Annotated in this window: 9 protein-coding genes and 2 pseudogenes; 6 read left to right on the top strand and 5 right to left on the bottom strand. The window is 62.7% G+C overall.

What is annotated here, in order from left to right:
- Nucleotides 1-14: 14 nt before the first annotated feature.
- The 4 genes from G6N54_RS30865 to G6N54_RS28275 form a co-directional block, all read right to left on the bottom strand.
- Nucleotides 15-647, bottom strand: a complete 633-nt coding sequence (locus G6N54_RS30865) for an MFS transporter (protein ID WP_232073081.1) — start codon at nucleotides 645-647, stop codon at nucleotides 15-17.
- 170 nt (nucleotides 648-817) lie between these two features.
- The gene (locus G6N54_RS28265; RefSeq protein WP_163793992.1) at nucleotides 818-1273 is read right to left on the bottom strand and encodes a cupin domain-containing protein; all 456 of its coding nucleotides are present in this window, start codon (nucleotides 1271-1273) and stop codon (nucleotides 818-820) included.
- A 144-nt stretch (nucleotides 1274-1417) separates the two neighbouring features.
- Nucleotides 1418-1726, bottom strand: a complete 309-nt coding sequence (locus G6N54_RS28270) for an NAD(P)-dependent oxidoreductase (RefSeq protein ID WP_163793994.1) — start codon at nucleotides 1724-1726, stop codon at nucleotides 1418-1420.
- Nucleotides 1727-1728: 2 nt separating this feature from the next.
- The gene (locus G6N54_RS28275) at nucleotides 1729-2403 is read right to left on the bottom strand and encodes an NAD(P)-binding domain-containing protein (RefSeq protein ID WP_163793996.1); all 675 of its coding nucleotides are present in this window, start codon (nucleotides 2401-2403) and stop codon (nucleotides 1729-1731) included.
- 1101 nt (nucleotides 2404-3504) lie between these two features.
- Between G6N54_RS28275 and G6N54_RS28280 the strand changes: the two genes are divergently transcribed.
- The 6 genes and pseudogenes from G6N54_RS28280 to G6N54_RS31795 all read left to right on the top strand — a co-directional run.
- Nucleotides 3505-4164 carry a GntR family transcriptional regulator gene (locus G6N54_RS28280; RefSeq protein ID WP_163793998.1) on the top strand — a complete coding sequence of 220 codons (660 nt, stop codon included), beginning with the start codon at nucleotides 3505-3507 and terminating at the stop codon, nucleotides 4162-4164.
- A 301-nt stretch (nucleotides 4165-4465) separates the two neighbouring features.
- On the top strand, nucleotides 4466-4789 hold the full coding sequence (locus G6N54_RS28285) for a WhiB family transcriptional regulator (RefSeq protein ID WP_163793999.1): 324 nt from the start codon (nucleotides 4466-4468) through the stop codon (nucleotides 4787-4789).
- Nucleotides 4790-5185: 396 nt separating this feature from the next.
- The gene (locus G6N54_RS28290) at nucleotides 5186-5836 is read left to right on the top strand and encodes a GAP family protein (protein WP_163794001.1); all 651 of its coding nucleotides are present in this window, start codon (nucleotides 5186-5188) and stop codon (nucleotides 5834-5836) included.
- Nucleotides 5837-6365: 529 nt separating this feature from the next.
- Nucleotides 6366-7640: an Nramp family divalent metal transporter gene (locus G6N54_RS28295; protein ID WP_163794003.1), complete on the top strand. Its 1275-nt coding sequence runs from the start codon at nucleotides 6366-6368 to the stop codon at nucleotides 7638-7640.
- A 243-nt stretch (nucleotides 7641-7883) separates the two neighbouring features.
- Complete coding sequence (locus G6N54_RS28300) at nucleotides 7884-9317, top strand: PE family protein (protein WP_232073835.1); 1434 nt, start codon at nucleotides 7884-7886, stop codon at nucleotides 9315-9317.
- 630 nt (nucleotides 9318-9947) lie between these two features.
- A pseudogene (locus tag G6N54_RS31795) lies at nucleotides 9948-10199 on the top strand (PE family protein); the annotation flags it as partial.
- A 993-nt stretch (nucleotides 10200-11192) separates the two neighbouring features.
- On the opposite strand, the pseudogene G6N54_RS29970 reads toward G6N54_RS31795, so the two are convergent.
- Nucleotides 11193-12684, bottom strand: a pseudogene (locus tag G6N54_RS29970) (dihydrolipoyl dehydrogenase family protein).
- Nucleotides 12685-12772: the final 88 nt, after the last annotated feature.

The raw sequence follows: 12772 nt of genomic DNA on the forward strand, positions 1-12772 counted from the left end.
TGCGGCCCGTGGTGTCATCCGCCGGCGCGGTCGAAGCAGCTGCAGCAGGCGGTGCGTGGGGGATACGCAGCCGCGACGCGACCAGCGCGGTGGCTGCCGACAAGACGACCGTGACAATGAACGGAACGACCACCGCCTCGCATGGCCTGCGACGTCAATCCGGAAAACAGGGGACCTAAGGCAAAGCCGGCCGTCAACGCAACCCCCGCGGCAATGGCGCCGCCTTCGCCGTGGACCTCGGCTGTCCACACGGTGCCGGCGCTGACCGTCAAGCCGACACCCACACCGAGGATCAGGCGTCCCAGGAGGATGCCCGTTTGGTCGGGTTGCGCGAGCATGATGAGGTTCCCCAGCGCCGCGACGAGTGCGCCGCACAGCACGACCGGACGCCGGCCAAGTCGATCCGACAGCCCGCCGCTGGCCAGCAGCCCGGGCAACAATCCCAACGCATAGATGCCGAACGCGCCGTTGAGCGCCGCGCGCGATAGGCCGCGGGTATCGGCCAGGGCGGGTAACAGCGCGGCGAAGTGGTTCGCGGCCCAACCGGTCGAGAACAGGACTAACAGGATGGCCAGTGCGGCGTAGCGCCGCGGCGTGGCACGGACCTCGACAGCGGTCACCACCAGCTTCTCCAATCTAGAATCCAACTTGGATCCAAGATAGCGCAGAGCCGTGCGCGGCTCCAGCGGAAGTGAGCGAGATCGCAATCAGCCAGGCATTAGGTGCTGTAGCGCAGCCACAACGGCATCACGGTTGAGAGCCGCTGCATGAGCTTGAGCAGACGGATGCGGTCGTTACCCGACTCCAAGCGGGTCTGTTAGAGAGCGTAGAGCGCCGGCAGATTGACCACGATCGCTTCCTGGGTGGTGCGGGCGATGACGACTTCGGCCGGTGTGGTGGGGTCGGGGTTTTCTTCCCGGTGCGGCACGTACGGCGGGACGAAAATGTAGTCGCCGGGGGCGGTAGCGATACGGACTTCTTGGTCACCGTCGTGGAACACGAATTCGGGGTGTCCGCTGCGGATGTAGATGGCGGTTTCTGATTCCCCGTGGTGGTGGTTTCCCGAAGCCGTCGCAGCGGCGACATGGACCTCGCCCATCCACAGGTTGAGTGCTCCGACTGATTTGCCGCTGATTGCAGCGAATCGCCGCATGCCCTCGGTTTGGGCGGTGCCGGGGTCGAGCTCCGAGGCTTTGATGTGGTGGACTCGCTTGCGCGGTGTATCGCGATCCGATGCGGTGAAGTCGGGGTGGAATCCGTCCGGGTTGGTCATAACAGTTTCCTTTCCAGCTCGATGCCGTCGCGCGGCGTGTGGCGGGACTAAGTGTCAGCCGAGGGACTCAGTCGGTTCATGGGAATTGTTGCAGAAGCGCTGCGGCAAGCCGGACTTCAGCGCTGCCGTGTGGCGCGCAATGGCTTAGGGGTGTGGTAGCTGAACGTAGGACGCGTGGACCGCGCTGCTGTCGTGGTGACCGTATCCCATCGACGCGGCAACGTCGTAGAGCACGGCGGCCATATCAAGCAGCGGGGTAGGCGATTGCACTGACTGGGCTAATTCGGTGATCTGCCGCAGTTCGGTAATGCAGTCGCTGACCGTGGCGCTCGACGGGCCGTACATGCGTGAGGCGATAAGTGCGCCGCGTAACTCGAGTTGGTCGGCGATCGTGCCTTCACTGGTGACGAGGCGCCATACTTGTTGGGGGTCAAGACCGATGCGTTCGGCCAAGGTCAGCGCTTCTGCGGTGCGGCGTTGTGGAGCATTCCGAGATGGCTGGTGATGGCTTTCATCTTGGTTGCGGCGCCGAGTTCGCCGACTTCTTCGACGCGCCTGCTGAACCCGGCAAGCACGGGACGCAGGTGTTCGATCGCGGGTTTGGGTCCAGAGGCGCACACAAGCACGTCGCCATCGTAAATTTGGGCGCTGGTGCCGATGACCGAACAATCCAACAACGTGATGCCGATTGCCTGGAGAGCATCTGCGGCGCAGATTTTCGTGCATGTCGAAAGTGAGCTGAGGTCAATCACATAGCGGATCTGCCGGTCCGGGCATTGACGTAACTGGGCGGACAACTGCAACAGTGCTTCTGCGCTTGGTAGCACTGCGATGGCGACCGTTGCGACGCTGGCGGCCTGGGCGAGGCCGCCAGCCATCACGATCCCCCGTGCCACCGCACGGGCGGCTTTGCCCGGGCGGGCATCGAAACCGATGGGCGAGAAGCCGGCGTGTACCAGCCTCAGTGCGACGGCCGTGCCCAGCGGCTCCATACCGAGGACGGCGACCGAAAGGCGTTCAGGCACAGCGACGGTAGCGAGTGCGCCGGGAATCGGAGCGGCCACCTCGTCTTTGTGCCAGGGTGGCGCGACGAGCTTCGCCGCATCCTTGGTTTTCCGCGGCCAGATCATCGAAGCCGGTCCATTGACTCGTCCCTTCGCATACCGAGGCCGGGCAGCCTGAGGGGGCTACGTAATCGTCACGTGGGATCGAGACCGCGGCCCGAGCTGGTTCTCAGGGCCAGTTGTACGCCCACCCGCCGCTCAGTAAGGGGCCTCCAGACGAGTCCCAGACGACTGGCTCGCCGCGGCTTTAGTCGGCGCCGCCTCGACGCCGCCGATGCACCGCGGACGAACACGACGGCCCTGCACCGTACGGGACCGCAATACAGTTCGGTCACCAGCTTTTCCGCAGTCGTCGACCGTCGATTAGCCACCGCCGCTGGACGAATGTACTTCATCGCAGTTCCTCGATCTACGTTTCTACACCTTGCTGTTAGCGCAGCCGTTTGACTGTGCTAGCCGACTTTCCCGGTGGGCTCCCGCCCGGGCTATGCGGTCTGGAAACGCGTCGAGCAACAGGAACGGACTCCGCTGCTCGACGCGACTTCACCAGAGTGCGTGATCGGTGTCGGCCAGACATCGGACAAACCCCCGAACTTCCCGGCATGCGCTTGTCTGATCACTGTCTTCTGCCAGTCCTAGTTCCGTCAACGTCGCAGAACAGACCCGGCAACGAAATCGGATTCACGGCGACACGAGGACGGCGATCACGGCGGCGATGACTACTGCGATCGTCCGACGCCAAGCGCCGCCAGTCGCACTCAGAGATGCGGCCCGCCAGCAGGCGCGGTCCATTTTGTAGCCATATCCGTACACGGCTATGCTCATCCCGCCACCACGGACCGTTACGGACGCCTGGACGACACATTCTTCGAGACCACGACGATGGCGACACGTCAGAGCATCCCCCTTTCAGACGGCATACCGCGCTGACGAGGACACCGTTGGTTCGTGGAGGTAGTACATGGCGCATTATGGGCGGCCGCCGGCATTTCGCTCCGCGGACGGGAATGCGTTCGCGCTCAACAGGAGTGATCCCGCGCAGCCGTGCCCGCTCGGTGTCGAGGCTGATCCGCCGTTGTGGGGTTTCACAGAGCGCGGCGCCATCGTCACGAAAAACGTGATCCTGACTAGAGGATGAGTGGAGGGTAGATGCTGTCCATGCAGAGTGTGTCGAGAGTATCCCGTCAAACGGGGGTGGACCTGGCGCGTGACACGTTGCGCAACATGATCCTTCGTGGCGAGATCACCGCGGGGCAGCGCTTGACACTCACCGACGTCGCTGACCGGATCGGCACCAGCGTCACACCCGTACGCGAGGCGTTGCGAGACCTTGCCGCCACTGGATTAGTCGACGTCGATGCCCGCAAAGGGGCTCGGGTACATGCGCCGACGACCGACGACATCACCGAGATCTATGAGCTGCGAATGATGCTCGAAGTGCGAGCAATGACTGAAGTCGCTGCGCTAGAAGAAGAACGCCGGGTGGTCGCTGCGATCATGGCGGGAAAGGTCGCTACCCAGATGGATGACGAGCATGACGTCGCCGACTGGGCGGCGCTGAACCTGGACTTCCACGTCCACCTCACCGACCCGCTCCGCGAAACCTGGCCCGTGCTGTATTGCCTCATCGAGTCGCTGCGCAACCGATCGATGCTGTCAGTCGCCACAGCTCTTCGGGCCAAACCCGCACTGATGCAGCAGGCCAACCGTGATCACCGCAAACTTGTCACGGCAATCCGCAACGGCGACACGGACGGTGCCGAGCGTGTCACTACCCAATATCTTGGACGAACCCTCAAGGTCTTGCTCAAGTCCTACTCGGGCTGACCGTCGACCAAACCAAAACCGTTGGGAGTAAACACCTCACCCCGCGCATTTGCGTCATCGGCGAACCCGCTATCACTTGTGGCGAGGACAACAGCCACATATTATCAGCATTATCTCATATAATTAAGGAAGTAGTACATCATCCGATTTAAGGCATCCGCGGCCCGCTTAATGCGCATCTTCCACGCGCATGACTTTGCAGATGCGGCAGCATCTTTGACATCGCGTCGGGTATCGACGTCAGCCGAGGGTATACAGGCATGCGGCGATCAGCGCTGACAACACGGGGAAGGATAGAGCAGTGGCAGGACAGCCGGGAACGCGACAACCAACGACCTCCAACTCTCCGGCTCCTCGCAGCACCGGTGTTGACGGAGAGACCTGGGAATCAGAAGGGCTGTGTCGCAACGCTCATCCCGACGCGCTGTTTGTCGCCAAAGCCCGTCAACGTCGAGCGGCGAAAATATGCAATGGGTGCCCGGTGCTGCGTCAATGTGCAGCCCACGCACTGGACAACAAGGTCGAGTACGGAGTGTGGGGTGGGATGACCGAGCACCGTCGTCAGACCCTGCTCAAGCAACACCCTTACGTGCTGTCATGGGCGGAGCTGCTGTCCCGGTGCTAATGCCTTAATGCCCTGATTGATTGGTGGAACCCGACAACCACCGCGTCTTGCGCCGTGCGATCCCGCCTCGGACGCTTCGTGCGAAGCAAGGGCGAGACGAGCCGTTGCGGTAGGCGCGAGTCGTCGCCGGCACACCATAGCAACGAGCGAAAGGAACGAGTTGAGCGACGTCACAACGCCGGCCGACGACTCACGAACACGGGCTTGGGCGCTCATCGCCGGAGCCCTCACTCTGTGCCGGGTTGCCGTGCTTGGCCGCGTCTGTACCGGTGACGCTGAGGTAGTACGTGGTTGTGCGCCGATCTTCATTGGGGGTCGGCTACATCCGTTCGGCCGGCATTACACCAACCGATTTGCCTTTGCCGGAGGTGGATTGGGTCGAGAAGTCGGTGCGGCGTGCTGATCCGGCTCATCCCGCCGGCGCTGATGATCGCGATCTCGCCGATCACCGTCATCCCGGCGATACTGGTCATCCATGCCCCGCGCCCACGCCCAGCGGGCTTGGCGTTTCTCGGCGGATGGCTCGTCGGACTGACGGGACTGACCGTGTTCTTCGGAGTTACCTGCGGTGTGCTCGAACATCTTCAGACCTCGCCACCAGTCTGGGTGTCGTGGCTGCGTATGCTCAGCGGGTCGGCGATTATCGCCTTCGCCACCTGGCGGTGGTTGACGCGTCACCGCCGCAGCGACACCCCAAGCTGGATGCGTCCATTTGCCACGCTAACCCCGGTCCGGGCGGCAGTGACCGCGGTGGCGCTGGCGCCGCTGAGGCTTGAAGTGCTGATCATGTGTGCCTATGCGGGATTGACCATCGGAACCGGCGGTATCGGCGCCATCAACGGCTGGCTCCACGGCGCAGTCTTCGTCGCCGTCGCCGGGTCAACCGTGGCGATACCGATCCTGGCTTATATCGGCGCAGGTGATCGGCTCGGGCAGGAGTTGACGGCGCTGAAAGGATGGATGGAACGACATCATGCCGCACTCGAAGGATCAATTCTGGTCTTGGTGGGGGTGTTGCTGTGCTTCAAAGGGATCCGCGGCTTGTGAGTGCAGCGCTTAAACACCTTCCGCCAGGTAGCGCTCCGACGCTGCACCGGATTACGACGTTCGTGCGCCCGAAAGCTAGTCCCTTTGCCGGAGTTATGTGTGCCCGTCTAGTTGCATACTGGGTCTGCTTCGAGCAACCACCGCGCGCACACGCTTATGGTTGCTCGAAGCGCTTTGCGGTGGTGCACTCGTTGCCCACATCGGCGTCGAATGAGGTTGGCGATCTCAATCAATTGGTGCGAGAAGAACGTCGATGCGTGAAGGCCAGTGGTGCAACGCTTTCGGCCGCTGTGCTCGATCGGACCACCCAACAGCTCGTCTCCAATGGCAACCAACGCATTGGGGGCACCGCCGCAGTGGCCAAGCGATGACGCCGCCGGCAGACCCTCACTTCCTTACCGCTGGCCGCGCATCGCATTACGTGTGGTGGCGTGGCGGCACCCGCGTTCGGAAGCGGTGACGACGCCAATTCCCAAACCCGACACGGATCAACATTGACGAGGCCGAAATCGCCGAGGGGGGCGCGTCGATGACAGTAACGCACCAATACGGGGGAGTGGCACTCGCCGATGTCCAGCGGCGGGGTCGAGCGCGCACCGCGTTTGCACTCGTCGGTCCCGCCTTCGTCGCGTCGGTGGCATACGTGGACCCCGGAAACTTCGCGACCAATTTCGCCGCCGGCGGCGGCTACGGCTATGAGTTGGTGTGGGTCGTCGTGATGGCCAACCTCATGGCGATCCTCGTCCAGTACTTAGCCGCCAAAGTCGGAATCGCAACCGGACAAAATCTGGCTGAACTGTGCCGCCGCCACTACAACCGCTGGACCAATGTCGGGTTGTGGCTGCAAGCCGAAATAGTCGCCATGGCGACAGACCTTTCCGAGTTCGTCGGCGCCGCAGTCGGATTGAACCTCGTTTTCGGGCTGCCGCTACTCCCCGCGGGGGTCGTCACCGCCGGCGCGGCTTTTGCAATCCTGTCCTTGCAACAGCGTGGATACCGTCGCTTCGAACTGGTGATCATCGCCATGGTTGCTTTCGTGGCAATCGGCTTCCTCTACGTGTTCCTAGCCGTCGGCCACCAGCACTACGGGCAACTAGTCGCCGGGCTCGTCCCGCAAATGACCGATCGCGAAAGCGTGGGGCTGGCAGTCAGTATCGTCGGGGCCACCGTCATGCCGCATGTGGTCTACCTGCACTCAGCTCTGCACATCAATAGGGTGCATGCCGTCACCCTCGAAGACCGTCGTATTCTGCTGCGCTTCAACAAATGGGACTGCATCATCGGCCTGGGGTCTGCGGGAGTGGTCAACCTCGCCATGCTGTGCGTCGCCGCGGCACTGTTTCATCGGCCTGGACTGACCAACATCAATGACCTGGGTTCGGTGCACGCGCACCTTGCCACCCTTCTCGGCGAAGGTGTGGCCTTAGCGTTTGCGATCGCACTGCTAGCCGCCGGTCTATCGTCGTCAAGCGTCGGAACCTACGCCGGCCAGGTCGTCATGGGCGGGTTTATGAACTGGCGCATTCCCCTGATGGTGCGACGCGCCTTGACGGTGCTGCCGGCACTGATCATCCTCGCTCTGACCGCGAACACGACCCAAGTCCTCGTGCTGTCACAGATCGTGTTGTCCTTCGGTATCCCGTTCGCCCTCATCCCGCTCATCTTGTTGAGCCGTCGAACCGACGTGATGGCTCAGATGGTGAGCCGCAAAATCACCACCACCCTCACGTCGGTGATCACCGCGGTCATCACCTGCCTCAACGCGTACTTGCTCTACACCACATTCGCCGGATGGATGTCATGAGGCGCAACCGCCCAGACTCCCGCATCGAAGACGCGATGACCGCCGCCGACGGACGCTGGGCCCCTCATGCCGTCAGGAACAGCGATGCGCTCGAATAGCCTCGGATTGTGCTGGTTTCCGATGAATATTCCCCATCTTCTCGGTGCTTTGACTGATGTTCTCGCCACCGGCCGCATCGGACGATAAAGCTGCGTCGATGTCGTGCTGGTCCTACCGCGGAGGAGTTTGTTGGCTGTGTCGGTGATGACGGTGGTGCCTGAAGTACTGACGGCGGCGCGCGGCGAGTTATCGGGGATCGGTGCGCTGATCGTCGATGCCAACCGCGCCGCAGCAGCCCCCACCCTCGGTGTTGTCGCGCCGGCTGCTGATTGCGTGTCGGAACAGGTGGCCGTGTTATTCGGCGGGCATGCGGCCAGCTATCAGTCGTTCAGCGCACACGCAGGTGTGTTCCATCAGGAGTTCGTGCGCACCCTCACTGCGGTCGGGGCGGATTATGCCCAGACCGAAGCGGCTAACGCGGCACCGTTGAGTCAGGGAACGATTCTGCCGCCCAGAGCGCGCCCCACGACAGATCGACAGTTCGTCGATACTCGTTGGCACCCAGCCGCCGCCATGACGTCGCGGCTCGGGCGCCCGGGAGCGGGGGACAAGCGCCCCATCGTGTCTGGCGCTGCGGCAGCTAGCAACCGGTCAACGCTAACGCGCCCGGGGCTACTCAACCATGCCGCGATATCGCGCGAACTTGGTACACCGCACAACGATTTGAGGGGCGGGATACTCAATGGCACTCGCGGCGTCGTGCAGCAGATCATCCAAAACCAGATCAACTATCTGAAGACAATCGCTACCGCGCTACAAACATTCCTGCACGATGAGATCGCCGCTATCGAGGCACTGCCGGCAGCCTTTAAGCAAGCTTTCCAAGACCTCTTCGCCGGCCACATCAAGCAGTCGATGAACGACGTATTGCGGGGCTTTGCACACCTTTTCATTGACGGTATGCAGTGGGATGGCCAGCAGGTCGCCTCCGGCGGCTCCGCGATTTTCCCCTCGAGGGCATGGATGGAAGCGGTCTTCACTGGCCCGCTGACGGACTTGGCACCCATCTGGCAGATTCCGGAACAGGAACTGCAACACACGGCCGATCTCTTGAAGCCACTCGGATTGGGCATCTTGGGCAACACCGTGCAGAATCTCGCCGACGCCCTCAAAGCATGGAACGACGGCTGGCACGTGTACTTCGGGCAAGACGTAGAGGGTGCCGGGTTGAAGATCGGGGCACCTCTCGCGCTGATGTTCGATGTCCTCGGTGCGCCCGCCCTCGCAACGCGGGCGTTAGAGGACGGCCTACAGGCCACGCTCGACACTCTCGTAGCCGGACATCCGCTAAAGGCGATGCTCGATTTTGTCGCAACTCCGGCAAAGGTAATGCGCGCCTTCCTATTCGGGCAGGGCTATCTTGAACTGCCTCCGTTCGCCGCGAAAGGCGTCGAATACGACGGTGCCGTTCACCTCGGCGGGATTTTTGCGCCTCTTGGACTAGGCAAAGAACAAGTGACACAGCTGTGGGACGGCCAATGGGCTGAAGTAACTGATCCAAACCGAGGCACCTATACCGGCGGCATCGTAGCGGCACTCTGGTCGATGATGATGGGCGCCCTGCGGGGACTGCTCTGAGCCCATCCGCGCTGCCTTGAGGCGTACCTGAGTCGCCTAGCGTCGCCGATTTGTGCCCTGCCCGTGTGCATCTGAAGCCGCGGCCCTGAAAAGCGCCGACGCAATCTCGATGACGCCGTTGTGGCGGGCTTGATTTCGGATGGCGAGCGAGTCCGTAGAGATGATTACGACCCGGCGCGCGAGCGTATGTCGCTGCACTGCAGCTGTTTTCCGTTGCCGAACCCGACGCTGCCCTGCGCAAATGCAAAGCGCCCCGTGAGATTGGTCGCCCCCGATGCTACGTGGGAAGCATGTGCTGAGCGTATAAGACACTGCCAGTGCCCTTTTCTCAGAGATTCGAAGGATGGTTCCACCCCCGCACCGCGCCACAATATGGTGAATCACGTTGCTGGGCGTCAATCTCGGTAGCCCAGCTCAATTATCTGCTGCGCCAGCGTCAAAGTTGGCGTGGCGAAAACTGAGTTTGGTCTTATTCGTGTCGCCGCCTCCGCCCATGGATTCCGGGCCGGAGGCGGCTCGCCTGTACTAGCGGCATCGACGAGACCTGCTCTGGGGCTCGTGGTTTCAGTATTCATACGGATGTAGACATCGAAATATGACAGGAGAGTGAGTGTTGTGTCGTTGGTGAGTGTGGCCCCCGAGCAGCTGTCTGCAGTCGCGGGCGATGTCGCCGCTATAGGTTCGTCGATCGAAGAAGCCTCCGTGACTGCTGCCGCACCGACAGTCGGTGTGGTCCCCCCGGCGTCTGACTCCGTCTCCGCCCAATTGGCTGCGCTCTTTGGCGGGCATGCCGCTTCGTACCAAAAGGTCAGTCTCCAAGCCACGGCATTTCACCAGGAATTCGTGTGCACCCTCACCAAATCCGGCGCGTCCTACGTTGACGCGGAAGTGGCCGCCGAACAGGGTCTCAAGCCAACGACTCCGAATCCCACTTATCCGTTTAGGCCTTTGCATCCGTCGTTTCAGCCGACTCCGTCGGGTGTGGGTTGGCCAGGTTTGCAGCCCGCTTACCCCTTCGATTTCCGTCCTGGCTATCACCCGACGCCCTCGGGTTCGTGGGAACCGGTGTTGCGGCCCGCGTATCCGTTTAGGCCGTTAGAGCCGGCGTTTCGGCCGACTCCGTCGGGCGAAGGGCACCACGGTTTGCAGCCTGCGTATCCTTTTCACTTCCGGCCGGGCTACCACCCCACGCCCTCGGGTTCATGGGAGCCAGGATGGCGCCCGGCGTATCCTCACCGACCCTTGAGCCCGGCATTTCAGCCCACTCCGTCGGGCGAAGGCCACCATGGCCTCAAGCCAACGTATCCATTCCATCTGCGGCCCGGGTATCAGCCGACACCGTCGGGCTCTTGGGAGCCGGCACTGCGGCCGGCTTACCCCCACCGACCGCTAAGTCCCGCATGGCAACCCACGCCGTCGGGTACATGGCGACCGTCGCTGCGGCCGGCTTACCCCCACAGGCCATTAAGTCCCGCATGGCAACCCACGCCCTCGGGCATCGGCTACCCCTGGGCGCAGGCGTCCTACCCGCACAGGCCGCTACAACCTGCCTTCCCGCTCACACCAGGCGGTGTATGGCCGGCAGACATTCCGCCGCCACCACCATTCCCGATCGTTCATGAGATCGTCGAGGCCGTCATCAAGACTGCCGAGGCAATCGTCATGATCCCCGTCAAGGTGGTCGAGGCAGTCGTCGCCGGCGTGGAATGGGTGATCGACGAATTGATCGCGGTGCTGCAGCAAATACTGCACCACCTTTAAGCCACGGAGCGGCCCGGACATCCCCAGCGGATTCGTCCGGGCCGCTCTGCTCAATCACCGTTTCACAGTGAGGATCTCAACAAATGTTTCCGTTGACTGTGGAAACCAGGCCAGTTACCTGACACCAGCACCATCCCGATACCCCTCTAAGAGACGCAACCACACCTCACTGATAGTGGGGAAGCAGGGCACCGCATGCCACAACCGGGCAATCGTTAACCGTCCCGCGACGGCGACGGTGGCCGAGTGCAATAACTCGGTCACACCGGGACCCACCATGGTCACACCGAGGATGTAACCCTCGTCCTGGTCTACGAGCATGCGTGCCCGCCCTGCGTACCCGTCGGCATACAGGTTAGCCCCCGGTACAGACTGGCCCATGTCGACGTCCACCGTGGTGAAGCGGTAACCGCCTTTGTGTGCCTGTGCCACAGTCAGTCCCACTGAGCCGGCTTCGGGATCGGTGAAGAATGTTTGGGGGACGGCGAGGTTGTCAGCCGTTGTCACATGGCGGCCCCACGGCGCGGTGTCTAGCGCTTTGCCGTGGGCGCGGGCACCGAGCGCCGCACCCGCGATGCGCGCCTGGTACATGCCCTGGTGGGTCAACAGAGCTCTGTGGTTGGCATCTCCGAGTGCGTACAGCCATTGGCCGTCGACACCGCGCACGAGGCAGCGGTCGTCGACGTCGATCCAGGCGCCGGGTATGAGTCCAACACTTTGCAGCCCGATGTCCTCGGTATTGGGTATTCGGCCTGTGGCGAAAAGGATTTCATCGACCTCTATCTCGTCGCCGCTGTCGAGCAGCACTCGCACCGGACCCGCACCTCCGGACCGATGCAGCTCGGCGACCGAGACCCGGGTGCGGATGTCCACGCCGGCTTAGGTGAGGCCGCGTGCGACGTACTCACCGACGAATGTTTCCATCCGAGGGAGCAGGCCCGCACCGCGGGACAGCAAAGTAACCTTCGACCCCAGGGCCTGCCATGCGGTCGCCATCTCCACACCGATTCCGCCGGAACCCACGATGGCTAGGCGGGGGGGGGGGAACCGAACTGCTGTCAGTGGCCCGGCGATTCGTCCACGGCATCGCTTCGGCCACGCCAGGCACATCGGGCACCAGCGCGCTACTGCCGGTGCAGAGCATGACGGCGTGCACCGCGTTGAGTGCCTGCGACGACCCTTCCGGGTTGGTTATCGCTACTCGGCGCGGTCCGTCGAGTCGGCCGTGTCCGCGGAAGAGATCGACCCCCATGCCCGCAACGGCCGCTACCATGGGAGTGTCGTCCCAGTTCGTCACATAGCGGTCGCGTCGCGCGAAAACTCCTGAAGCTGACACTGATCCGGTGACAGCCTCACGTGCGCCCTCGATGCGTCGGGCGTCGGCCAATGCGAGAACCGGCCGCAACAACGCCTTGCTCGGGATGCAACCCCAATGCCTGCATTCGCCACCGACAAGTTCGCGTTCGACCAAGGCCACAGACAAACCCTCTGCACGCGCCCGGCCAGCCGAATGGATGCCAATGGGCCCCGCGCCCAGCACGACGACATCGTAGGTGTGATTCGGGTGGGCGGCTTCTGCCGCGTGGGCGGGCGCCGTTACGTTCATCAGGACGATCTCCTTTGTGCATTAAGTGGTTTCGCTTCATGGTCTTGCGGCATCGATACGTCTTGCGACGGCTACTAGACACCGGCGG

The sequence above is a fragment of the Mycobacterium stomatepiae genome (assembly GCF_010731715.1).
Lineage (GTDB): Bacteria > Actinomycetota > Actinomycetes > Mycobacteriales > Mycobacteriaceae > Mycobacterium > Mycobacterium stomatepiae.